Here is a 21,905-nt window from a genome sequence, read left to right on the forward strand (position 1 = left end):
CCAATCCTGCTACCATCGCGCGCCATGCAAGTCAGCGACTTCGACTTTTTCCTCCCTCAGGAACTCATTGCCCAGGCCCCGCTGCCCGATCGCGGCGGGGCCCGTCTGCTGTGCCTGGATGGGCCAACGGGGCAATTGGCCGACCGGCAGATCCGTGATCTTCCTGAGTTGTTGTCTCCCGATGACCTGCTGGTGTTCAACGATACCCGCGTCATCCCGGCGCGTCTCAAGGGCCGCAAGGTGGAGACTGGCGGGCAGGTGGAAGTCCTGGTGGAGCGCATCACCGGCCGCCAGGCGGCCCTGGCCCATGTGCGGGCGAGCAAGGCCCCCGGACCCGGAACCCGGCTGTGCCTGGAGGGTGTGGTGGAGGCAACGGTGGAAGGTCGGGACGGGGATCTGTTCGTGCTCGTTTTCGATGCGCCGGTGCTGGATCAACTGGAACAGCACGGTCATATGCCCTTGCCACCTTATATTACCCGGGAAGATACCGAGGAAGACCGGCAGCGCTACCAGACCGTGTTTGCCCGGGAACCCGGTGCTGTGGCCGCCCCGACGGCGGGTCTGCATTTCGATGATGCCTTGCTGGCGGCCATCCGTGCCCGAGGGGTGGAAACCGCCTCAGTGACCCTCCACGTGGGGGCCGGTACCTTCCAGCCGGTACGCGTGGCCGATACCCAGGATCATGTCATGCACGCCGAATGGGTGCGGGTCACCCAGGCGACCTGCGATCAGGTGGCCCGCTGCCGAGCCCGGGGCGGCCGCGTGGTGGCGGTGGGGACCACCAGTGTACGTTGCCTGGAGACCGCAGCGGCGGGCGGTGCACTGGCCCCCTTTGAGGGGGACACGCGTTTATTCATCACCCCTGGCTTTGAATACCGGACGGTGGATGCCATGGTCACCAATTTCCATCTCCCCCAGTCCACCCTGCTGATGCTGGTCTGCGCCTTCGGTGGCCAGGCGGCAGTGCTGGCGGCCTATGCCCATGCGGTCAGCCAGGGGTATCGATTCTTCAGTTACGGGGATGCCATGTTCATGACAGCCCAGCGCGGGATGCAACACAATGCAGTTTGAGTTGATTGGCCAGGATGGTGCCGCGCGTCGCGGGCGACTTCGCTTTGATCGCGGCACCGTGGAGACTCCAGCTTTCATGCCGGTGGGTACCTACGGCACCGTGAAGGCCATGACGCCCGAGGAACTGGAAGGCCTCGGGGCCGAGATCATCCTGGGCAATACCTTCCACCTGATGCTCAGGCCCGGCACGGAGGTGATCCAGGCCCATGGGGATCTGCATGACTTCATGCACTGGGAGCGGCCGATCCTGACGGACTCGGGTGGTTTTCAGGTGTTTTCCCTTGCGGAACTGCGCAAGATCACCGAGGAGGGTGTGCGCTTTCGTTCCCCGGTGGATGGCTCCCCCATCCTGCTCACCCCGGAGCGGTCCATGGAGGTGCAGCGCGCCCTGGGCTCGGATATCGTCATGATCTTTGATGAGTGCACGCCCCATCCGGCCACCGAGGATCAGGCGCGGGAGTCCATGGAACTCTCCCTGCGCTGGGCCGCCCGCTCCCGGCAGGCCCATGGCGACAGCCCGGCGGCCCTGTTCGGCATCGTCCAGGGCGGCATGTACGACGGGCTACGCCGCCGCTCCCTGGATGGTCTGGTGGAGATCGGCTTCGACGGCTACGCCATCGGCGGTCTGTCCGTGGGGGAAACGGAGGAGGAGCGTCATCGGGTGCTGGATGGCCTGATGCCGCACATGCCGGTGCAGCGGCCCCGTTATCTCATGGGGGTGGGTCGGCCCGAGGATATCGTGGCGGCAGTGCAGCGCGGGGTGGATATGTTCGATTGCGTGATCCCCACCCGCAATGCCCGCAATGGCTTTCTCTATACCCGCGAGGGTGTGATGCGCATCCGCAATGCCCGTTTCCGGGATGACATCGGACCCATCGACCCTCACTGCGACTGCTACACCTGCCGAAACTACTCCCGTGCCTATCTCAAGCATCTGGATAAGTGTAACGAGATGCTGGCGAGTCGCCTGGCCACGCTCCACAACCTTTATTTCTACCAGACCCTGATGCGGGAGATGCGCGAAGCCATTGCGCAGGGGCAGCTGGACGCCTGGGTGGCCGAGTTCCATGGGCGGCGCGCGCAAACCCCACGGTCTATGCCATAATGCCGGCCTTTAACGGGCTCAGGCCCGGTCGATCTGTCAACTGCTAAGGAGTCCCACGCATGAACTTCCTGATTTCCGACGCGTATGCCCAGCAGGGCCAGCCCGCCGGGGGCGGTTTCATCGAGTTTCTGATCATGATCGTGATTTTCTTTGCGATCATGTACTTCCTGATCATCCGGCCGCAGAGCAAGCGCGCCAAGGAACACAAGGCGATGGTGGATGGGCTGAACAAGGGCGACGAGATCGTGACTCAGGGCGGCCTCGTGGGCAAGGTGACCCATGTGACGGACAATTTCATCAAGGTGGAAGTCTCCGAAGGCAATACGGTGAACATCCAGCGCCAGTCGGTGGCCACCGTTCTGCCGAAAGGCACGATGAAGGATATCTGATCCTCCACGCCGATCTCTCAACGCTGGTCTTGTCATGAACGCTTACCCTTCCTGGAAGTACCTGCTCATCGTGGTTGTGATCCTGGTGGGCCTGGTCTACTCGCTGCCCAACCTTTATCCCGAGGATCCGGTGGTGCAGATCGCTCACTCCGTCACCGACGAGGTGGATGAAGATACCCGGATGCAGATCCGGGCGATCCTGGAAGGGCGGGGCGTCGATATCAAGGCCGAGGAGTTCGACGGCAGCCAGATGATGCTGCGGTTCGATTCCACCGATGACCAGATGCGCGCCGCGGACATCCTGCGCAATGCGCTGACGGACAATCATTCCGTGGGGCTGAATCTGGCGCCGGCCACGCCCGACTGGTTGCGGGCTATCAATGCTCGCCCCATGTCCCTGGGGCTGGATCTACGCGGCGGCGTCCACTTCCTCATGGAAGTGGACATGGATGCTGTCGGTGACAATGTGGCCGAGCGTTACACCAGCGAGTTCCGTACCGTGCTGCGGGATGAACGCATCCGCTATCTGGCGGTGGAGCGGGACGGCAGTGCCGTGGAAGTGCGTTTTGAGGATCCGGCCAGCCGGGACGAGGCCCGTGATCTGCTGAGACGGGAATATCGCGGGGACCTGGATTTCAGTACGCGCCAGTCGGGTGAGGTGCATATCCTCACGGCAAGCATCAGTGATGATCAGCTTGAGGCTCAACGGCGTCTGGCCCTGCAGCAGAACATCACCACGCTGCGCAACCGGGTGGATGAACTGGGTGTGGCCGAACCGGTGATTCAGCAGCAGGGAGAGAATCGCATCGTTGTCCAGTTGCCGGGCGTGCAGGACACTGCCCGCGCCAAGGAGATCCTCGGTGCCACGGCCACCCTGGAGTTTCGCCTGGTGGACGAGTCCAATGATCCCTACGAGGCGGAGCGCACCGGTCGCGTGCCGGCCAACTCCCGACTCTACCATGAGCGTGACGGCAACCCGGTGCTGCTGCAGCGTCGGGTGATGCTCACCGGTGACTTCATCAACGATGCCACTTCCGGGCTTGCCCAGGACACGGGTGGCGCAGCGGTGTTCATCAATCTGGATGGCCAGGGGGCCCGGATCTTCGGTCGGGTGACGGGGGAGAACATCGGTCGCCTCATGGGCGTGGTCTTCATCGAGACCACGACGGATCTGGTGGAGCAGGATGGGGAAATGGTTCGCCAGGTTTCCCGCTCCGAAGAAGTCATCAATGTGGCCCGCATCCAGGATCAGTTGGGTCGACGCTTTCAGATTACCGGTCTGGACAGCACTCGTGAGGCTCACAACCTGGCCCTGTTGCTGCGCGCCGGTGCCCTGGCCGCGCCCATGAGTATTGTTGAGGAGCGCACGGTGGGCCCCAGCCTGGGTCAGGACAACATCGAGCGCGGTTTCAACTCGGTGGTGATCGGCTTTGTGCTGGTGCTGATCTTCATGGCCCTGTATTACCGGGCCTTTGGTCTGGTGGCCAACGTGGCGCTGGCCCTGAATCTGGTCCTCATCGTGGCGATACTCTCCATGCTGCAGGCCACGCTCACCCTGCCGGGGATCGCCGGTATCGTGTTGACCGTGGGCATGGCCGTAGATGCCAACGTACTGATCTTTGAACGAATACGCGAAGAACTCCGCAACGGCAATTCGCCCCAGGCGTCCATCCAGGCGGGTTATGCGCGGGCGCTGTCCACCATTGCCGACGCCAACATCACAACCTTGATTGCGTCGGTGGTGCTGTTCATGTTCGGCACGGGCCCCATCAAGGGTTTCGCCATTACCCTGTCCATCGGCATCCTGGTATCCATGTTCACAGCCTTGATGGTGACTCGCGCCATTATCAATCTGACCTATGGTCGTCAGCGTCGCCTCAAGACGCTCTCCATCTGAAGGCGGCAAAATGATGAAGCTTAATTTCGCCAACGCCAATATCAACTTTCTGGGCCAGCGGCGCATCGCCCTGACCCTGTCAGCCATTTTGCTGGTGGTGTCCATCCTGTTGCTGGTGTTTCGCGGGCTGAATTTCGGGATCGACTTCACCGGCGGCACCCTCATCGAGGTGGGCTATCCGGACGCGGTGGTACTGGAGGAGGTCCGCGACCAGCTGGAGGCCGGTGGTTTTGATCGGGCTACAGTCCAGAACTTCGGTACTTCCCGGGATGTACTGATCCGTCTGGCACCGCGTGAAGGGGAGGAGAGTGCCGAGCTCTCGGAAGAGGTGCTGCAGGTTCTGCGCAGTGGGGGACCCGAGGGTGTGGATCTGCGCCGGGTGGAATTTGTGGGCCCGCAGGTGGGGGATGAGCTGCGCGAGCAAGGCGGTCTGGCCATGCTTTATGCCCTGATCGGCATTCTCATCTACGTGGCTCTGCGTTTTGAATGGCGATTTTCCCTCGGCGCGGTGGCGGCGTTGATCCACGATGTGGTCATCACCCTGGGGATTTTCTCGCTGCTGTGGCTTGAGTTTGATCTGTCGGTACTGGCGGCGATGCTGGCGGTCATCGGCTATTCGTTGAACGACACCATTGTGGCTTATGACCGTATTCGCGAAAACTTCCGGCGACTGCGTAAGGATGCTGTGGAAAAGGTGATGAACAAGTCCGTGAATCAGATCCTGTCGCGGACCATTATCACCAGCTTGACCACGCTACTGGTCCTTGTGTGCCTCTTCCTGTTGGGCGGGGCGGTCATTCAGAACTTCGCCCTGGCCTTGATCATCGGCGTGCTGGTGGGGACTTATTCGTCCATCTACGTGGCCGCCGCCCTGGCGCTGGTGCTGGGTGTGGATCGCACCGTGATGTTGCCGGTGAAGAAGGAGGGAGAGGAGCTGGACGATCGGCCGTAAGGCGCCGTTTGGGCTTCCTGCTCGCAGCCCTCCACCCTCACCCCAACCCCTCTCCCGCCAGCGGGAGAGGGGCTCGGACTGGCTTCACCCCTCCCGGGTCACCACCGGATGCAACCGCTGCAGCATGGCCTTGAACACCTTCGGGCCGGCGGCCACCACGTTCCCATGGGTCAGGTAGTCCGGGCCGCCGCGCAGGTCGCCCACCAGGCCGCCAGCTTCCTGAATCAGCAGCACACCCGCGGCCATGTCCCATTCATTCAGGCCAATCTCCCAGAAACCATCCAGACGCCCGCAGGCCACATAGGCCAGGTCCAGGGCGGCGGAGCCGGGGCGGCGTACGCCGGCAGTGCCGGGCAGCAGGGCCTTGAGGGTGCGCAGGTAGTAGTCCAGGTCCTGATCCTGGCGGAAGGGGATGCCGGTGCCCAGCAGGGTGCCAGAGAGATCCTTGTGCTGAGTCACGCGGATGCGGCGATTATTCAGGAAGGCGCCGGCACCCCGGGTGGCCACGAACAGCTCTTCCTTGATGGGGTCGTACACCACCGCCTGCTCCAGGCGCCCGCGCTGCTTCAGGGCGATGGAAACGGCAAACTGGGGGATGCCATGGATGAAATTCGTGGTACCGTCCAGGGGGTCGATCACCCAGACGAATTCCCTGTCGATGTGCTGCTCACCGCTTTCCTCGGCCATGATGCCGTGATCCGGGTAGGCCCGCTGGATCACGCGGATGATCTCACGCTCGGCATTGCGATCCACTTCCGTGACAAAATCGTTGGGCTGCTTGTCCTGGATCTGCAGGGTATCCACCCGATTGGCACTACGTGCGATGACATGGCCCGCAGCACGGGCGGCCTTGATGGCGGTGTTCAAAAACGGATGCATGGCGAGGGTGTCCGACTGATTTTGAAGGAAACGACGTCGTATCCGCGAAGGGTACGGGAAGATGGCGAACCATACACAACCTGCGATGACAATTGAAGCAAACCAAGACACAAACATCCTGAACGAGGTACGCATCGTTCTGGTGAACACCACACACCCCGGTAATGTGGGTGGCGTGGCCCGGGCCATGAAGAACATGGGGCTGAGTGATCTGCACCTGGTGAACCCTCAGGGCTACCCCAGTGCCGAGGCCACCGCCCGGGCCTCCGGCGCGGATGATCTGCTGGCCCGGGCTCGGGTGCATGATGGCCTGGATGCGGCACTGGAGGGCTGTCAGTTCGTGCTCGGCACCAGCGCCCGCCAACGCACCTTGCGCTGGCCCCAGTACGAGCCCCGGCAGGCGGCCGCCGAGCTGCTGACCGCGGCCCGCTCGGGCTCCGTGGCGTTGCTGTTTGGCCGCGAGCGCACTGGCCTCACCAACGAGGAACTGGATCGCTGCAATGCCTTGGTGAACATCCCTGCCAATCCCGAGTACAGCTCCCTGAATCTGGCGGCGGCGGCCCAGGTGCTCAGCTATGAGCTGCGCATGACTGCCCTGGAAGGACAGGTTGCCTCGGTGCCGGTGGAATCGGACGGCGAGTTGCCCGCCGCGCATGAGGAGGTGGAGCGCTTCTATGCGCACCTGGAGGAGACCTTGCGGTTGCTGGACTTCCTGGACCCGAACAATCCCCGGCATCTGATGCGTCGCCTGCGCCGTTTGTTCGGTCGCACGCGCCTGACCATCAACGAGGTCAACATCCTGCGCGGCATCCTTGCCCATGCAGCCAAGGGCCGGAAGGACTCGTCGTTGTAAGCTGCCGGATGCCTGGCGTTCCACCCGGTTTCGATCCCGTCCTCGTGAAGTAGTACAATGCCCATTCCACACTGAGGAACTCGGGTACCAGGGAGTCTATGCTTCAGCGTCTGCGAGAGGATGTCCGCTGTGTCTTCGAACGCGACCCGGCGGCGCGCAACACCTTTGAGGTGCTCACCACCTATCCGGGTGTGCATGCGCTGTTGATTCACCGAATGAGTCACGGTTTGTGGCGCCACGGTTTGTGTTGGCCAGCTCGCTTCCTGGCCTATTTCGGTCGCTGGCTCACAGGTATCGAGATCCACCCCGGTGCCACCATTGGTCGACGTTTTTTCATCGACCATGGAATGGGGGTGGTCATCGGCGAGACGGCCGAGATCGGTGATGATTGCACCCTCTATCATGGCGTCACCCTGGGCGGTACCACCTGGGACAAGGGCAAGCGTCATCCGCAACTGGAAGATAACGTGGTGGTGGGGGCAGGTGCCAAGATCCTCGGGCCCATCCGGATCGGAGAGGGGGCTCGAATCGGCTCCAACGCCGTGGTGCTCAAGCAGATTCCACCCGGTGCCACTGTCGTGGGCATTCCCGGTCGGATTATCACCCCGCGCTCCGACGACGAAAAACGCCGGGAGGTCATGGCCCAGAAGATGGGGTTTGACGCCTATGGCATGACCGAGGACATGCCCGACCCGGTGGCCGTGGCCATTAATCGCATTCTCGACCACTTGCACACCCTGGATCAGCGTCTGGATGAGAACAGTCACGCCCTCAGGGAGCTGGGTGGCGACGTGGACGATTCCCATATCCGCGAGATCGAACCGGGAGAGCTGGGCGGATTGGCGCTGGATACCGATGAGGTGGGGCACCACACGACGGTGGTGGATCGCCGGAATAATACTTGACTAAAAAGATAGGGTATAGCTACTATACCCGGACGGATCATACGGGAGAGAGGGCAATGAGACTGACAACCAAGGGGCGCTACGCCGTCACCGCCATGCTGGACCTGGCGATACACAACGACCAGGGCCCGATATCCCTTGCGGATATCTCCGGACGACAGGGTATCTCACTGTCTTATCTGGAACAACTGTTCGCCCGCCTGCGCAAACGCGGCCTGGTGCTCAGTACGCGGGGTCCTGGCGGAGGTTATACCCTGAGCCGCCCCCCCAGCGAGTTGGCCATTGCCGATGTGATCTCCGCGGTGGATGAGAAGGTGGATACCACCCGCTGTGGCGGTACGGTCGACTGCCAGAATAATGAGCGCTGTCTCACCCATGACCTGTGGTCGGACTTGAGTCGTCAGATCTACGATTTTCTGGCCAACATCACCCTGGGTGATGTGATGAAGCGCAATGGTGTGCAGGAAGTGGCGGCCCGCCAGGACAGGGCCATGGGCGGTCAGCCTGTGAGCATATCCCGCGCTTCGGTCGCTCCGGTGAGCGCCGCTTCGGAATCGGTGGAATAGCTCTGGCCTGGCCGCGTGCGGGGCCGTTTGTGAGGAGACAGCAGTGAGCACTATCCAATTACCCATCTACCTGGATTATTCGGCGACCACCCCGGTGGACGAGCGCGTGGCCGAGAAGATGGCCGGCTTCATGACCCGTTCCGGCTGCTTCGGTAATCCTGCCTCCCGTTCCCACAGCTTTGGCTGGACGGCCGAAAAGGCTGTGGAGACCGCCCGTGAACAGGTGGCGTCCCTGGTGGGTGCTGACCCCCGAGAGATCATCTGGACCAGTGGCGCCACCGAGGCCGACAACCTGGCCATCAAGGGGGCTGCGCACTTCTACCAGAAGAAGGGGCGCCATATCGTCACCCTGAAGACGGAGCACAAGGCTGTGCTCGACCCCTGCCGGCAGCTGGAGCGTGAGGGTTTCGAGGTCACCTATCTGGATCCGGAGCCCAGTGGTCTGTTGGATCTGAACAAGCTTGAGGCTGCCCTGCGGGAAGACACCATCCTGGTGTCGATCATGCATGTGAACAATGAGATCGGTGTCATTCAGGACCTGGAGGCCATCGGCAACCTGACCCGGGCCCGGGGTATCGTCTTCCATGTGGATGCGGCCCAGTCCGCCGGCAAGATCCCTCTGAACCTCTCCGCCCTGCCGGTGGACCTGGCCAGTTTTTCCGCGCACAAGATCTACGGGCCCAAGGGCGTGGGTGCCCTGTACGTCTCTCGTAAGCCCCGGGTACGCCTGGAGGCCCAGATGCATGGTGGCGGGCATGAGCGGGGTCTGCGCTCCGGCACCCTGGCCACGCATCAGATCGTGGGTATGGGCGAGGCCTTCCGCATCGCCGGCGAGGAGATGGATGCGGAAGCAGCGCGTGTGCTCGAGTTGCGTGATCGTCTCTGGAATGGCCTCGACGCCATGGAAGAGGTGTATCTCAACGGTGATCTGGAGCACCGGGTGGCGGGCAATCTGAACGTGTCCTTCAACTTCGTGGAGGGCGAGAGCCTGATCATGGCGCTGAAGGATATCGCCGTCTCCTCCGGTTCCGCCTGCACCAGTTCCAGCCTGGAGCCTTCCTATGTGCTGCGCGCTCTGGGGCGTGACGATGAACTGGCCCACAGTTCCATCCGCTTCTCCATCGGTCGCTACACCACCGCCGAGGAGATTGATTACACCGTGGAACTGGTCAAGGCTGCCGTGAACAAGCTGCGCGAATTGTCACCCCTGTGGGAAATGTACCAAGAGGGGATCGACCTGAAATCCGTGGAGTGGGTGGCCCATTGATCCCCCGTCAGATCCGAATAGTGAGGTAAGCACGCATGGCCTATAGCGACAAAGTACTCGATCATTACGAGAATCCCCGCAATGTGGGGGCAATGGACAAGAACGATACCGCCGTGGGCACCGGCATGGTGGGTGCCCCCGCCTGCGGCGATGTGATGAAGCTGCAGATCAAGGTGAACGATGCGGGTGTGATCGAGGATGCCAAGTTCAAGACCTACGGCTGTGGCTCGGCCATTGCCAGTTCCAGCCTGCTCACCGAGTGGGTGAAGGGCAAGACCCTGGAAGAGGCGGGCGCCATCAAGAACACCCAGATTGCCGAGGAACTGGCCCTGCCACCGGTGAAGATCCATTGCTCGGTGCTGGCCGAGGATGCCATCAAGGCCGCCATCGACGACTTCCGCAAGAAAGGCGGCAAGACCCCCGATGCCGCGCAAGAAAGCGCGTAAATCCTTGAACTGCCAGAAAAGCGAAGGAGGACAGGCATGGCCATCCAGTTGACCGATACCGCCGCCCAGCGGGTACGCACCTTCATGGAAAAACGCGGCAAGGGCGTTGGCCTGCGTCTGGGGGTGAAGACCACCGGATGCTCCGGCATGGCCTATGTCATGGAGTTTGCCGATGAGCTGGAAGAGGGCGATACGGTGTTTGAAGACAAGGGCGTCAAGCTCATCGTCAATCCGCGCAGCCTGGTCTATCTGGACGGCACGGAATTGGACTACACCCGGGAGGGTCTGAACGAGGGCTTCAAGTTCAACAACCCCAATGAGGCCTCCCGTTGCGGTTGTGGTGAGAGTTTTGGTGTCTGACAGTCGTCACGGGAGCACGCAGGTGGATCTGGACTTCACTCGTAACTATTTTGAGCTGTTCGGCCTGCCCCAGCAGTTCCGCGTGGATGACGCGGCCCTGATGGCCGCCTACCGGGCGTTGCAGTCCGAGCTGCACCCGGACCGCTTCGCCCAGTCGGACGATCAGGCCCGTCGCCTGGCAGTGCAGGGAGCCTCTCACGTGAACGAGGCCTACGCCACGCTCAAGGATGACGGTCGCCGGGCCCGCTACCTGCTCAGCCTCAAGGGGACGGTGGTGGACGAGGAGAAGGAGTCCGCCCATGACCCGCAATTTCTCCTGGATCAGATGGAACTGCGCGAGGCCCTGGAGGAAGTGGACCAGGCTGCCGACCCCCTGGCGGCGCTGGATGCCCTGAGCAGGGATATCGAAATGCGCTACACGCAGATGCTGGCCGCTTTCGAGGTGGCCTTTGAATCCAACAACCTGGAGGCCGCCCGACAGGAAGTCCTGAAGCTCCGTTTTTTCGACCGCCTGCGCGAGGAAGTCGCGCGCATTTCCGAGCGGCTCGAAGACCAACTGCTGGGCTGAGCCCACGTCGGTTACGGGTCGCGACGCACTTCAAACACGGGTTCTATCGCCATGGCGCTATTACAGATTTCCGAACCGGGCATGTCTCCCGACCCCCACCTGCATCGCTTGGCGGTGGGCATCGACCTGGGGACCACCAACTCCTTGGTGGCCACCGTGCGCAACGGCGTGGCCGAAACATTGCCCGACGAAAAGGGTCGCCACCTCATGCCCTCGGTGGTGCATTACCCCGATCAGGGGCCGCCCCAAGTGGGGCAGGAGGCCCGCGGCTATTCGGCCCTGGATCCGCTGAACACCCTTTCTTCCGTCAAGCGCCTCATGGGCCGCGGTGTGAGTGACCTCAAGACCGTGGCGGGTCATGTTCCTTATGACTTTGTGCCCGGTGATGGCGGCGTGCCGCGCATCCGCACTCGCCAGGGCGATGTCACCCCCGTGGAGGTCTCCGGCGAGATCCTCAAGGCCCTGCGTGCCCGGGCCGAGGCCTCCCTGGGCGGCGAGCTGGAAGGTGCGGTGATCACCGTGCCCGCCTATTTCGATGATGCCCAGCGCCAGGCCACCAAGGATGCCGCGCGCCTGGCTGGCATGAACGTCTACCGGCTGCTCAACGAGCCCACTGCGGCCGCCATCGCCTACGGGCTGGACAAGGGCCAGGAAGGCGTGATTGCCGTCTTTGATCTGGGCGGAGGCACCTTCGATATCTCCATTCTGCGCCTCAATAAGGGCGTCTTCGAGGTGCTGGCCACCGGGGGTGACAGCGCCCTGGGCGGCGATGATTTCGACCGAGCCATCGCCGGCTGGATGATGCAGGAAGCGGGCATCGAAGGGGATACCGGCCACCATCGCATGCGTCAGCTGATGATGGATGCCTGTGCCGTCAAGGAGGCCCTTTCCGAACGCGAGGAGGCCAGACTCAAGGTGGCGTTGTCGGATTCCGACTACTGGTCCGGCTGTATCACCTGCGAGCAGATGAACTGTCTGATCGATCCTCTGATCAACAAGACCCTGGCCGCCTGTCGCCGTGCCTTGCGCGATGCCAAGGTCAAGCCCGAAGACATCCTGGACGTGGTCATGGTCGGGGGGTCCACCCGGGTGCCCCGCGTGCGCGAACGGGTGGGCGAGTTCTTCGGTCGTGCGCCGCGCGTGGATATCGATCCCGACAAGGTGGTCGCCGTGGGCGCCGCCCTGCAGGCGGACATCCTGGCCGGTAACAAGCCCGGTGACGAGATGCTGTTGCTGGACGTGATTCCCCTGTCCTTGGGGATCGAGACCATGGGGGGGCTGGTGGAGCACATCATCCCTCGCAACACCACCATCCCCGTCAGTCGTGCCCAGGAATTCACCACCTTCAAGGACGGCCAGAATGCCATGGCCCTGCACGTGATTCAGGGCGAGCGCGACCTGGTGGACCACAATCGCTCCCTGGCCCGCTTTACCCTCTCCGGCATTCCCTCCATGGTGGCCGGTGCCGCCCGGGTGCGCGTCACCTACCAGGTGGACGCCGATGGCCTGCTCAGCGTCAACGCCCGGGAGATGGTCAGTGGCGTGCAGTCCAGCATCGAGGTCAAGCCCTCCTACGGGCTCACCGATAACGAGATCGAGACCATGCTCACCGACTCGCGCAGTCATGCCCAGGAAGACATGCTGGCACGGCGCCTGCGTGAACAGCAGGTGGAGGCCGATCGGGTTCTCGAAGCGCTGGACTCCGCCTTGGGCGCTGACAGTGAACTGCTCAGCCAGGACGAACTCAAGGACATCCGCGATGCCCGCGAACAACTGGCGGCCGCCCGCGAAGGCGAGGACCACGAGGCCATTGCCCTTGCCATCAAAGGCCTGGAAAGGGCCAGCGAGGACTTTGTGGCCAGGCGCATGGATCAGAGCGTGCGCAAGGCCATGTCCGGCCATCGCGTCGAAGAATTCGAATAACCCCCGGAGCCGATCATCACATGCCAAACATCATCTTCCTGCCCCATGAAGAGATCTGCCCGGAAGGGGCCTCCATCGAGGCCGAGTCGGGCACCAGTATCTGCGACGTGGCCCTGGCCAACGGCATCGAGATCGAGCACGCCTGCGAGAAATCCTGCGCCTGTACCACCTGCCACGTCTACGTGCGCGAGGGGATGGATTCCCTGGAAGATCCCACCGAGGACGAGGAAGACCTGCTGGACAAGGCCTGGGGCCTGGAACCCGACTCTCGCCTGTCCTGCCAGGCCCGGGTGGCCGACAAGGATCTGGTGGTGGAAATCCCCAAATACACCCTCAATCAGGTGTCCGAACAACACTAAGGGAGGAACGCCGCCATGTCGCTGAAATGGACCGACACCCTGGACCTGGCCATCGCCCTGCAGGATGCCCACCCGGATGTGGACCCCAAACACGTCAACTTTGTGGATCTGCGCAACTGGATCATGGCCCTGCCCGAGTTCGATGACGACCCCGCCCGTTGCGGCGAGCGCATCCTCGAAGCCGTGCAACTGGCCTGGATGGAAGAGGAAGATTAGCTCCCATGATCCGCATTGTCTGAACACCCCACCACAGGGTAATATTCCCCCTCTATATCTCTCCCGGCGAGGGCCCCCATCGGCCCCCGCCGTCTTCGTGTTTCCTATATCATCGCTGGAGTTGCCGAATGGCCGTTGAACAAACCCTGTCCATCATCAAGCCCGACGCCGTTGCCAAGAACGTGATTGGCGAGATCTACAGCCGCTTCGAAAAGGCCGGCCTGACCATCGTCGCCGCCCGCATGATGCAGCTCAGCCGGGAACAGGCCGAAGGCTTCTACGCCGTGCACAAGGAACGCCCCTTCTTCAACGACCTGGTCAGCTTCATGATCAGCGGCCCCGTCATGGTGCAGGCCCTGGAAGGCGAAGATGCGATCGCCAAGAACCGCGAACTGATGGGCGCCACCAATCCCAAGGAAGCCGCACCCGGCACCATTCGCGCCGACTTTGCCGTGAGCATCGATGAAAACGCCGTGCATGGATCTGACGGCGCCGATACCGCCAAGCAGGAAATCGCCTACTTCTTCAAGCCCGAAGAAGTCTGCAAGCGTATCCGCTGAAGACCGCGGAACCCGAGCAGTCAAAGCCACGGGCGCTCCTTCGGCGCCCGCAGGCCCGGGGGGCGGGACCCGGCCCCCGACCACAACCCCGGCCCGATGCCGGTGGATCGAGCCATGACTGACAAGGCCAAAATCAATTTGCTGGGTATGTCCCGGCAGGAACTGACAGACTTCTTTGCCCAGCGGGGTGAGAAGCCATTTCGCGCCGTGCAGGTGCTCAAGTGGATTCATCAGCGCGACTGCACCGATTTTGCCGCCATGACCGATCTCTCCAAGGCTGTGCGTGGCTGGCTGGCCGACGAGGCCGAAGTCCGTACCCCCGAGATCGTCCTGGAACAGTCTGCTGCCGACGGCACCTATAAATGGCTGCTGCGTCTGGACGACGGCAACTGCATCGAGACCGTCTTCATCCCCGAGGACGGCCGTGGCACCCTTTGCGTGTCCTCCCAAGTGGGTTGCGCCCTGGACTGCAGCTTTTGTTCCACCGCCCGGCAGGGCTTCAACCGTAACCTGACCTCTGCCGAGATTATCGGCCAGTTGCAAGTGGCCCGCGGTCGAATGCAGCCGGAAGACGGACAGAGCCGGGTGATCAGCAACGTGGTCCTCATGGGGATGGGAGAGCCGTTGCTCAACTTCGAACCCGTGTTGGGTGCCGTGTCACTCATGCTGGAAGACAATGCCTATGGCCTCAGCCGACGCCGGGTGACCGTGAGTACCTCGGGCATCATCCCCGCCATGGACCGCCTGCACGAAACCCTGCCCGTGGCCCTGGCGCTGAGCCTGCATGCCCCTAACGATGCCCTGCGCAACGAACTGGTGCCCATCAACCGCAAATACCCCCTGGGGCCGTTGATGGACGCCTGTCGCCGCTACGTGGGCAAGGGTGGGCACCACAGTCGGGTCACCATGGAGTACGTCATGATTGATGGCGTCAACGATACCCCGGGGCATGCGCGGGAACTGGTGCGTTTGTTGCGCGACGTGCCCTGCAAGATCAACCTGATCCCCTTCAATCCCTTCCCGGATGCTGGCTATCGACGCTCCAGCGAGACAGCGCTGGCCCGCTTCCGGGATATTCTCATTCAGGCCGGTTACACCACCATCACACGCCGCCCGCGCGGAGATGATATCGATGCGGCCTGCGGACAACTGGTGGGACGGGTGGAAGACCGCACCCGGCGTACACTGCGTTATGCGAAGGTACCGAATGCCTCCGGGGTGACACCCCCATGAGTGTCTCGCGCCTTGTTGCGGCCACTGTCCTGCTGTTGACCCTGGTATTGACCGGGTGTGCCGCGGCACCGGAGGTGCAAGACCAGCAGCACCGTGCAGCCAGGGTCAACGTGGAGTTGGGCCTGCACTACATGCGTCAGAATCAACTCCAGCAGGCCAAGTCCAATCTGGAACGCGCCCTGGGGCAGGATCCAGGTTCTGCCGAAGTGCATGCAGCGTATGCGCTGCTGCAGCAGCGCATACGCGAACCCGAAAAGGCCGACCGCCATTTTCGGCGAGCGCTGGACCTGGATCCTGATCATTCCGTGGTGCGCAATAACTACGGCACCTTCCTGTGCCGGCAGGATCGTCTGGAAGAGGCGGAAGCGGCCTTCACCAAGGCAGCCGAAGACCCGCTGTATTCCACCCCTGAGGTGGCCTGGACCAATGCCGGGATCTGCGCCCTCAAATATCCTGACGAGGAACTGGCGGAACAGTATTTCCGGCGCGCCCTGGAGGTCAATCCCAATCATGCCGATGCCCTCTACGAGATGATGCGTCTGGCGGACGAGAACGATCGTTACCTGCAGGCGCGAGCCTATGTGCAGCGACTCATGGAGGTGGCGAACCCGACGCCGGAGATTCTCTGGGTCTGTTATCGTGCTGAACTGGCCCTGGGTAACCGGGACGCTTCGGGGGATTGTGCCCTGCGCCTGAAGAACGATTTCCCGGATGCCCAGGAAACCCAACGAGTGCTGGAACGTGAAGCCCGTGGCGGACGATAAGATGCAGGATGACTTCAATGTGGCAGAATCCCACCAACAGGTGACGCCCGGCGAACTGCTGAGGCGTCACCGTGAGGCCGCAGGGATGTCCCGGGATGACCTGGGCAGTCGCCTGCAGTTGCATCCCAGAACCATGGCCGCACTGGAGGAGGATCGCTTCGATGCACTCCCCGAGCCGCCCTTCGTGCGCGGCTATTTACGCGGTCTGGCCAAGGTACTGGAGATCGATCCGGCACCGCTGGTGGAGGCCTATGAGGCCTGTGTCCAGGGAGCGGGGCAGGTAGCCTCCGAGCGCCCCCGATCCATGGTCCGGACACCCGGTCCAGTGGCCTCTGAACGTCCCGCTCAATCCCGCCCGAAGACACCGCCGGGACTGCAGCGGGCCTCTGTGAGTGGGACCTGGATCGCGCTGGTGGGGCTGCTGCTGGCCGGCGTGCTCGGTGCCGTGGTCTGGTATGTGAGTACCCTGGGGTCCTCCCCCCAGCAGACGGATGCGACGGCGTCTGCACCCTCAAGCGTCCGGGGTGTTCCGGGGGATGAGCCAGAGCCCCTGCTGTCGTCGCCTTCGCCCAGGGAATCGCCACAGCCACCCGCCAACGCCCAACCGGAGTCCCCGGAGCGACTCGCCTCACTGGAGCCCCAGGCCCCTTCGGCATCGGTTGAGCCCGAGCCTGCGTCGGCGCCTCCGGAACCGGTGGCCCAGGAGCAGGACCAGGAACGCGCCCCCCCGGACCTGCCCCCGGGGCAGGGGCGGCTGGAATTGCGCTTTGAAGAGGACTCCTGGGTGGAAATCTCCGGCGCCGACGGTGGCCGCCTGCTGGTGGGCCTCATGCGCCAGGGCAGTGAGCGCCGCATTGAGGGGGCCACCCCCATCCGCGTCTTCCTGGGTAACGCGCCGGGCGTGCGTCTGGAATACAATCACCGGCCCGTTGAGTTGGAAGGCCGGGTACGCAGCGACAACACTGCGCGCTTCACCGTGGGTGGCTCTTGAAGGCGAAGGCCGGCCAACCCTTGATCCTCCAACCATCCCCCAATTTTCTTGACCCATCCAGTTTTCGGACAGTGAATGAGTAGGCAGATCAAATCCATCCGCGGGATGCACGACATCCTGCCAGAACAAACGGGCGCCTGGCAGTGGTTTGAGGCACAGGTGCGCGAGACCCTGAGCAGTTACGGCTATCAGGAAATCCGCATGCCCATCGTCGAACAGACGGATCTGTTTGCCCGGTCCATTGGCGAGGTCACGGATATTGTCGAAAAGGAGATGTATACCTTCGAGGATCGCAACGGCGATAGCCTGACCCTGCGTCCCGAGGGCACGGCCGGCTGCGTGCGCGCCGGCGTGGAGAACGGCCTGTTGCACAACCAGCAGCAGCGTTTGTGGTATGCCGGCCCCATGTTCCGCCATGAGCGCCCCCAGAAGGGCCGCTATCGGCAGTTTCATCAGATCGGCGTGGAGGCCTTCGGCATGGAAGGGCCGGATATTGATGCCGAATTGATTCTCCTGACTGCTCGCCTGTGGCGACGTCTCGGGCTTCGCAACGTACGCCTGGAAATCAACACCCTGGGCTCCAGCGAGGCGCGCGCCGCCTACCGTGAGCACTTGGTGGATTATTTCAAGGCCCATGCGGAGGTACTGGATGACGATGCGCGGCAGCGTCTGGAGACCAATCCACTGCGTATCCTGGATAGCAAGAATCCTCAGATGCGAGCGATGATTCAGGAGGCCCCGAGCCTGCTGGATCATCTGGATGCATCGTCGCGAGAACACTTCGAGCAGCTCCAGTGCCTGCTGCGTGCAGCAGATGTGCCGTTCACCATCAATCCGCGGCTGGTGCGGGGGCTGGACTATTACTGCCGCACCGTGTTCGAGTGGATCACCGACGCCTTGGGTGCCCAGGGCACCGTCTGCGCGGGTGGCCGCTACGATGGCCTGGTGGAACAGCTGGGCGGGCGTCACACGCCGGCAGCCGGGTTCGCCATGGGCATCGAACGCCTGTTGAGCCTGCTGGAAGCTGACGGCGGTCTGCCAATGGCCCCATCGCCCCATGTCTACCTCATGCTGGCCGGGGAAGGTACCGGCTCCGCCGGGGTGGAACTGTCCGAGCAGTTGCGTGACCAATTCCCCGGGCTGCGTCTACAGATGAATTGCGGTGGCGGCGGCTTCAAGGCTCAGATGCGCCGGGCAGATCGCAGCGGCGCCCAGCTGGCCCTGATCCTGGGTGAGACTGAACTGGCCGAAGGCCGGGTGACCGTCAAGCCCTTGCGGGAAGGGCAGACTGAACAGCACACCGTGACCCAGGAAGCGCTGGCACACCATCTGGCTCAGGCTCTGGACCTGGCCACGGCTGAAACTAGACCGACGGAGAATGATTGATGTCACAACCCACCGATGAGGACCGCATTGAGGCCATCAAGAAATGGTGGAGCGAGAATGGCACGGCGGTGATCCTGGGCCTGCTGCTGGGAATTGGCAGCCTCGTGGGCTGGAGGATGTGGACCGGCTACGTGGAGAACCAGTCCATCCAGGCTTCCGAGATCTACCTTTCCATGCAGGGTCTGGCCCGCATGGATGCCGAGGCTGCATCCGAGCAGGGTCAGATGCTGAAGGAGGACTTCCAGGGCACACCCTATGCGACACTGGCGGCCCTGGATCTGGCCCGCATGGCGGCTGAGGCCGAGGATCTGGAAGGCGCTGAGGCGCACCTGCGTTGGGTGATGGATCGCACCCGTTACGATGATCAGAAACATCTGGCCCGGGCGCGACTGGCGCGAGTGCTCATTGCCGATGGCCGCTATCAGGATGCCCTGGATACCCTGGACGGTGAGATACCGGAAGGCTTTCTGGCCCTGGTGGAGGAACTGCGCGGTGATGCCCATCGGGGGCTCGACGAACCCACGGAGGCACGAGCGGCCTACGATCGAGCCATCCTCGCTTCCGCAGGTGTGGCAGATTATCTGCGCATGAAACGGGATGACCTGAGTGAAGCTGATGCAACGGGTGCCCAGTGAGGATTGAGAGGGTCTGGATGATAGCCTGTGAAAGAATCCTGGTGCTGCTGTTGGCCGCCGTCCTGCTCACCGGGTGTGGTCTGTGGAGCCGAGATACGTCCGAGCCACCGGCGCCCCTGCCGGACTTCGAGGCGACGCTTGAGCCGCAGGGACTCTGGTCCCGCAATACCGGCGCCGGATCGGATGGGCAGTACCTGCAATTGTCTCCCTTCCTGGGGCCGGAGTCCGTGGTGGCCGTGGATGCGCGTGGGCGCGTGAGCGCCCATGCGCTGGATGACGGTGACCGTCTGTGGCAGGTGGACCTGAATGAACCCATTACCGCGGGCGTGAGCGGCGGCGGGGACCGGGTCATTGTGGGGACGGGCAAGGGGCACGCCATCGCCTTGAGTCTTGAAACCGGGGACGAGTTGTGGCGACGCACTCTCACCAGCGAAGTCCAGGGCATCTCCCGCGTGGACCAGGGGGCTGTGGTCTTTCGTACCAACGATGGCCGCTTGCATGCCCTGGATGCGCGCACCGGTGAGACAGGCTGGACAGCCGGGCGCACCACGCCCGCCCTGAGCCTGCGGGGGACGGGGGCACCGCTGATGTTTTCCGGTCGCGTGGCGGCGGGATTTGATAATGGACGGGTGGTCATGCTCGGCCTCGGCCGGGGCAACGTACTCTGGGAAGCGACGGTATCCACCCCCAGTGGTCGATCGGAGCTGGAGCGCATGGCCGATGTGGATGGCGCGCTGGCGGTGGAGGATGGCGTGCTGTACGCCGCGGGTTACCAAGGCCGGGTCATGGCACTGGCCTTGTCCGATGGGCGAGTTTTGTGGCAACGGGATCTGTCGTCCTATCGAGGGGTCTCGGTGGCGGGTCAAATGCTGTTTCTCACCGATAGCGAGGGTCATGTCTGGGCCCTGGATCGCCGTAATGGTGCCACCCTGTGGCAGCAGGACCGTTTGCGCCTGCGTCGGGTGACCCTGCCCGTGGTTCTGGGAGAGCACCTGGTGGTGGGCGATTACGAAGGTTATCTACACTGGATCTCTCCTGAGGACGGCGCCCTGGTGGGGCGTGCCCGGGGAGATCATCAAGGCATCATGGGCGTGCCCCAGGTGCGCGACGGGGTGATGTATACCCTGGGCCGGGGAGGGCGCCTGAGCGCCTTCACCCTGCCATCGGAGAACTGAGATGAAACCGGTCATCGCCCTGGTGGGGCGTCCCAACGTGGGTAAATCCACCCTCTTCAACCAACTCACCCGCTCCCGGGATGCCCTGGTGGCCGATATGCCGGGGCTCACCCGGGATCGCCAGTATGGCATCGGTCGTGTGGGTGAATTTGGCTACATGGTGGTGGATACGGGGGGACTGAGCGGCGAGGCCGAGACCCTGGATACCCTCATGGCCCAGCAGACCTTGCAGGCCATTCGCGAGGCTGATGTGGTGTTGTTTCTGGTGGATGGCCGGGAAGGGCTGAGTGCCGCTGATCAGACCATTGCCGAGGAACTGCGTGGCTTCAATAAGCAGTTGCTGCTGGTGCTCAACAAAACCGACGGTATTGATGCCAACAGTGCCGCCACCGACTTTTTCTCCCTGGGTCTGGGCACGCCGGTGCCCATCGCTGCCGCCCATGGCCGGGGGGTCAATCGCCTGATGGAGCGGGTACGGGATCTGCTGCCGGAAGCGGAGGCCCGGGAGGAAGACGAGGAGCGCTGGCCCGGTGTTCGCATTGCCTTTGTCGGGCGTCCCAATGCGGGCAAATCCACCCTGATCAATCGCATCCTGGGGGAAGAGCGGGTACTGGCCACGGCGCTGCCGGGCACCACGCGGGACAGTGTCTATGTGCCCTTCGAGCGTGATGAGCGGATCTACACCTTGATCGACACCGCCGGTGTGCGGCGTCGTGCGCGGGTGCATGAGACCGTGGAGAAGTTTTCCGTCGTCAAGACCCTGCAAGCCATCGAAGCCGCACATGTGGTGATTTTTCTGCTGGATGCTCGTCAGGGGATTGCCGAGCAGGATGCCCACCTGCTGGGCATGGTGATGGAGGCGGGTCGTTCCCTGGTGCTGGCCATCAATAAATGGGATGGGCTGACACAGGATGATCGCGAGCGGGTGCGCATGGAGTTGTCGTTGAAGCTGCCGTTCCTGGATTTTGCCGAAAAGCGTTTCATCTCGGCGTTGCACGGCAGTGGGGTGGGGGATTTGTTCGGGGCGGTGCAACGCGCCCACGAATCCGCCAGCGCGGACATGGGCACTTCGCTGCTCACCCGCCTGCTGGAGAAGGCTGTGACCGAGCATCAGCCACCGTTGGTGCGGGGGCGTCGCATCAAGCTGCGCTATGCCCACCAGGGCGGTCGCAACCCGCCGGTGATTGTCATTCACGGGAACCAGACGGATCAACTGCCCGGCAGCTATAAGCGCTACCTGACCAACTACTTCCGCCAGCACCTGCAGCTGGTGGGCACGCCCATTCGCATGGAGTTTCGCACGGGCGACAATCCTTACAAGGACAAGCGCAACACCCTTACGCCGCGCCAGCAGCACAAGCGCAAGCGGATGATGCGCCACGTGAAGAAGGGGCGTTAAAGCCCG

At 62.9% G+C, this 21,905-nt stretch carries 24 protein-coding genes; 23 read left to right on the forward strand and 1 reads right to left on the reverse strand.

Annotated features, from left to right (window positions below; translation table 11 throughout):
• Positions 1-24: 24 nt before the first annotated feature.
• The 5 genes from queA to secF are packed head-to-tail and all read left to right on the forward strand — an operon-like array spanning position 25 to position 5,414.
• The gene (gene queA / locus BMY52_RS01240; RefSeq protein ID WP_090249833.1) at positions 25-1,071 is read left to right on the forward strand and encodes a tRNA preQ1(34) S-adenosylmethionine ribosyltransferase-isomerase QueA; all 1,047 of its coding nucleotides are present in this window, start codon (positions 25-27) and stop codon (positions 1,069-1,071) included.
• The gene (gene tgt, locus BMY52_RS01245; RefSeq protein ID WP_090249835.1) at positions 1,061-2,176 is read left to right on the forward strand and encodes a tRNA guanosine(34) transglycosylase Tgt; all 1,116 of its coding nucleotides are present in this window, start codon (positions 1,061-1,063) and stop codon (positions 2,174-2,176) included. The genes queA and tgt overlap by 11 nt, the downstream gene beginning before the upstream one ends.
• Positions 2,177-2,235: 59 nt before the next feature.
• Positions 2,236-2,565: a preprotein translocase subunit YajC gene (gene yajC, locus BMY52_RS01250; protein WP_090249838.1), complete on the forward strand. Its 330-nt coding sequence runs from the start codon at positions 2,236-2,238 to the stop codon at positions 2,563-2,565.
• 34 nt (positions 2,566-2,599) lie between these two features.
• The gene (secD, locus tag BMY52_RS01255; protein WP_090249841.1) at positions 2,600-4,462 is read left to right on the forward strand and encodes a protein translocase subunit SecD; all 1,863 of its coding nucleotides are present in this window, start codon (positions 2,600-2,602) and stop codon (positions 4,460-4,462) included.
• 13 nt (positions 4,463-4,475) lie between these two features.
• On the forward strand, positions 4,476-5,414 hold the full coding sequence (secF, locus tag BMY52_RS01260) for a protein translocase subunit SecF (protein ID WP_090250508.1): 939 nt from the start codon (positions 4,476-4,478) through the stop codon (positions 5,412-5,414).
• Between the two features lie 84 nt (positions 5,415-5,498).
• Here secF and BMY52_RS01265 read toward each other — a convergent pair whose 3' ends face one another.
• On the reverse strand, positions 5,499-6,293 hold the full coding sequence (locus tag BMY52_RS01265; RefSeq protein ID WP_090249843.1) for an inositol monophosphatase family protein: 795 nt from the start codon (positions 6,291-6,293) through the stop codon (positions 5,499-5,501).
• 85 nt (positions 6,294-6,378) lie between these two features.
• Between BMY52_RS01265 and BMY52_RS01270 the strand changes: the two genes are divergently transcribed.
• The 18 genes from BMY52_RS01270 to der all read left to right on the forward strand — a co-directional run bounded on the left by BMY52_RS01270 (position 6,379) and on the right by der (position 21,899).
• Positions 6,379-7,146 (forward strand): RNA methyltransferase, encoded by a 768-nt coding sequence (locus tag BMY52_RS01270; protein ID WP_218140372.1) that lies wholly within the window; start codon positions 6,379-6,381, stop codon positions 7,144-7,146.
• 98 nt (positions 7,147-7,244) lie between these two features.
• Positions 7,245-8,051, forward strand: a complete 807-nt coding sequence (gene cysE / locus BMY52_RS01275; protein WP_090249846.1) for a serine O-acetyltransferase — start codon at positions 7,245-7,247, stop codon at positions 8,049-8,051.
• Between the two features lie 56 nt (positions 8,052-8,107).
• Entirely contained in the window at positions 8,108-8,617 is a 510-nt protein-coding gene (locus BMY52_RS01280) for a Fe-S cluster assembly transcription factor (RefSeq protein WP_090249848.1), read from the forward strand.
• Between the two features lie 43 nt (positions 8,618-8,660).
• Complete coding sequence (locus tag BMY52_RS01285; protein ID WP_090249850.1) at positions 8,661-9,884, forward strand: IscS subfamily cysteine desulfurase; 1,224 nt, start codon at positions 8,661-8,663, stop codon at positions 9,882-9,884.
• 35 nt (positions 9,885-9,919) lie between these two features.
• Positions 9,920-10,330 carry a Fe-S cluster assembly scaffold IscU gene (gene iscU, locus BMY52_RS01290; RefSeq protein ID WP_090249853.1) on the forward strand — a complete coding sequence of 137 codons (411 nt, stop codon included), beginning with the start codon at positions 9,920-9,922 and terminating at the stop codon, positions 10,328-10,330.
• A 36-nt stretch (positions 10,331-10,366) separates the two neighbouring features.
• The gene (iscA, locus tag BMY52_RS01295) at positions 10,367-10,690 is read left to right on the forward strand and encodes an iron-sulfur cluster assembly protein IscA (protein ID WP_025282032.1); all 324 of its coding nucleotides are present in this window, start codon (positions 10,367-10,369) and stop codon (positions 10,688-10,690) included.
• Positions 10,683-11,258, forward strand: a complete 576-nt coding sequence (gene hscB, locus BMY52_RS01300; protein WP_245740484.1) for a Fe-S protein assembly co-chaperone HscB — start codon at positions 10,683-10,685, stop codon at positions 11,256-11,258. Before iscA ends, hscB begins: the two co-directional genes overlap by 8 nt.
• Positions 11,259-11,309: 51 nt before the next feature.
• A complete protein-coding gene (gene hscA / locus BMY52_RS01305) occupies positions 11,310-13,181 on the forward strand; it encodes a Fe-S protein assembly chaperone HscA (RefSeq protein WP_090249859.1) in 1,872 nt (623 codons plus the stop codon).
• A 20-nt stretch (positions 13,182-13,201) separates the two neighbouring features.
• Complete coding sequence (gene fdx / locus BMY52_RS01310) at positions 13,202-13,540, forward strand: ISC system 2Fe-2S type ferredoxin (protein WP_090249861.1); 339 nt, start codon at positions 13,202-13,204, stop codon at positions 13,538-13,540.
• Positions 13,541-13,561: 21 nt separating this feature from the next.
• A complete protein-coding gene (gene iscX / locus BMY52_RS01315) occupies positions 13,562-13,756 on the forward strand; it encodes a Fe-S cluster assembly protein IscX (RefSeq protein WP_090250513.1) in 195 nt (64 codons plus the stop codon).
• Positions 13,757-13,884: 128 nt separating this feature from the next.
• Positions 13,885-14,316 (forward strand): nucleoside-diphosphate kinase, encoded by a 432-nt coding sequence (gene ndk / locus BMY52_RS01320; RefSeq protein WP_090249864.1) that lies wholly within the window; start codon positions 13,885-13,887, stop codon positions 14,314-14,316.
• Between the two features lie 114 nt (positions 14,317-14,430).
• Positions 14,431-15,549 carry a dual-specificity RNA methyltransferase RlmN gene (gene rlmN, locus BMY52_RS01325; protein ID WP_090249866.1) on the forward strand — a complete coding sequence of 373 codons (1,119 nt, stop codon included), beginning with the start codon at positions 14,431-14,433 and terminating at the stop codon, positions 15,547-15,549.
• Positions 15,546-16,313 (forward strand): type IV pilus biogenesis/stability protein PilW, encoded by a 768-nt coding sequence (gene pilW, locus BMY52_RS01330; protein ID WP_090249867.1) that lies wholly within the window; start codon positions 15,546-15,548, stop codon positions 16,311-16,313. The genes rlmN and pilW overlap by 4 nt, the downstream gene beginning before the upstream one ends.
• A complete protein-coding gene (locus BMY52_RS01335; RefSeq protein ID WP_090249869.1) occupies positions 16,261-17,304 on the forward strand; it encodes a helix-turn-helix domain-containing protein in 1,044 nt (347 codons plus the stop codon). Before pilW ends, BMY52_RS01335 begins: the two co-directional genes overlap by 53 nt.
• A 75-nt stretch (positions 17,305-17,379) precedes the next feature.
• Positions 17,380-18,690, forward strand: a complete 1,311-nt coding sequence (gene hisS / locus BMY52_RS01340) for a histidine--tRNA ligase (protein WP_090249871.1) — start codon at positions 17,380-17,382, stop codon at positions 18,688-18,690.
• Positions 18,690-19,325 (forward strand): YfgM family protein, encoded by a 636-nt coding sequence (locus BMY52_RS01345; RefSeq protein WP_090249874.1) that lies wholly within the window; start codon positions 18,690-18,692, stop codon positions 19,323-19,325. The genes hisS and BMY52_RS01345 overlap by 1 nt, the downstream gene beginning before the upstream one ends.
• Before the next feature lie 17 nt (positions 19,326-19,342).
• Positions 19,343-20,500 carry an outer membrane protein assembly factor BamB gene (bamB, locus tag BMY52_RS01350; protein WP_245740486.1) on the forward strand — a complete coding sequence of 386 codons (1,158 nt, stop codon included), beginning with the start codon at positions 19,343-19,345 and terminating at the stop codon, positions 20,498-20,500.
• A 1-nt stretch (position 20,501) separates the two neighbouring features.
• Complete coding sequence (gene der / locus BMY52_RS01355) at positions 20,502-21,899, forward strand: ribosome biogenesis GTPase Der (RefSeq protein WP_090249877.1); 1,398 nt, start codon at positions 20,502-20,504, stop codon at positions 21,897-21,899.
• The last annotated feature ends 6 nt before the right edge of the window (positions 21,900-21,905 follow it).

The organism is Ectothiorhodospira marina, assembly GCF_900109495.1.
GTDB classification, from domain to species: Bacteria; Pseudomonadota; Gammaproteobacteria; order Ectothiorhodospirales; family Ectothiorhodospiraceae; genus Ectothiorhodospira; species Ectothiorhodospira marina.

Excerpts from the sequence above, each read along its gene's own strand:
- rlmN (WP_090249866.1), top strand. The coding sequence starts at position 14,431 with ATGACTGACAAGGCCAAAATCAATTTGCTGGGTATGTCCCGGCAGGAA.
- BMY52_RS01265 (WP_090249843.1), bottom strand. The coding sequence starts at position 6,293 with ATGCATCCGTTTTTGAACACCGCCATCAAGGCCGCCCGTGCTGCGGGC.
- bamB (WP_245740486.1), top strand. The coding sequence starts at position 19,343 with ATGATAGCCTGTGAAAGAATCCTGGTGCTGCTGTTGGCCGCCGTCCTG.
- secF (WP_090250508.1), top strand. The coding sequence starts at position 4,476 with ATGAAGCTTAATTTCGCCAACGCCAATATCAACTTTCTGGGCCAGCGG.
- iscA (WP_025282032.1), top strand. The coding sequence starts at position 10,367 with ATGGCCATCCAGTTGACCGATACCGCCGCCCAGCGGGTACGCACCTTC.
- BMY52_RS01280 (WP_090249848.1), top strand. The coding sequence starts at position 8,108 with ATGAGACTGACAACCAAGGGGCGCTACGCCGTCACCGCCATGCTGGAC.
- der (WP_090249877.1), top strand. The coding sequence starts at position 20,502 with ATGAAACCGGTCATCGCCCTGGTGGGGCGTCCCAACGTGGGTAAATCC.
- cysE (WP_090249846.1), top strand. The coding sequence starts at position 7,245 with ATGCTTCAGCGTCTGCGAGAGGATGTCCGCTGTGTCTTCGAACGCGAC.
- yajC (WP_090249838.1), top strand. The coding sequence starts at position 2,236 with ATGAACTTCCTGATTTCCGACGCGTATGCCCAGCAGGGCCAGCCCGCC.
- hscA (WP_090249859.1), top strand. The coding sequence starts at position 11,310 with ATGGCGCTATTACAGATTTCCGAACCGGGCATGTCTCCCGACCCCCAC.
- queA (WP_090249833.1), top strand. The coding sequence starts at position 25 with ATGCAAGTCAGCGACTTCGACTTTTTCCTCCCTCAGGAACTCATTGCC.
- fdx (WP_090249861.1), top strand. The coding sequence starts at position 13,202 with ATGCCAAACATCATCTTCCTGCCCCATGAAGAGATCTGCCCGGAAGGG.
- BMY52_RS01270 (WP_218140372.1), top strand. The coding sequence starts at position 6,379 with ATGACAATTGAAGCAAACCAAGACACAAACATCCTGAACGAGGTACGC.
- pilW (WP_090249867.1), top strand. The coding sequence starts at position 15,546 with ATGAGTGTCTCGCGCCTTGTTGCGGCCACTGTCCTGCTGTTGACCCTG.
- iscU (WP_090249853.1), top strand. The coding sequence starts at position 9,920 with ATGGCCTATAGCGACAAAGTACTCGATCATTACGAGAATCCCCGCAAT.
- tgt (WP_090249835.1), top strand. The coding sequence starts at position 1,061 with ATGCAGTTTGAGTTGATTGGCCAGGATGGTGCCGCGCGTCGCGGGCGA.
- ndk (WP_090249864.1), top strand. The coding sequence starts at position 13,885 with ATGGCCGTTGAACAAACCCTGTCCATCATCAAGCCCGACGCCGTTGCC.
- BMY52_RS01345 (WP_090249874.1), top strand. The coding sequence starts at position 18,690 with ATGTCACAACCCACCGATGAGGACCGCATTGAGGCCATCAAGAAATGG.
- secD (WP_090249841.1), top strand. The coding sequence starts at position 2,600 with ATGAACGCTTACCCTTCCTGGAAGTACCTGCTCATCGTGGTTGTGATC.
- hisS (WP_090249871.1), top strand. The coding sequence starts at position 17,380 with ATGAGTAGGCAGATCAAATCCATCCGCGGGATGCACGACATCCTGCCA.
- BMY52_RS01335 (WP_090249869.1), top strand. The coding sequence starts at position 16,261 with ATGCCCAGGAAACCCAACGAGTGCTGGAACGTGAAGCCCGTGGCGGAC.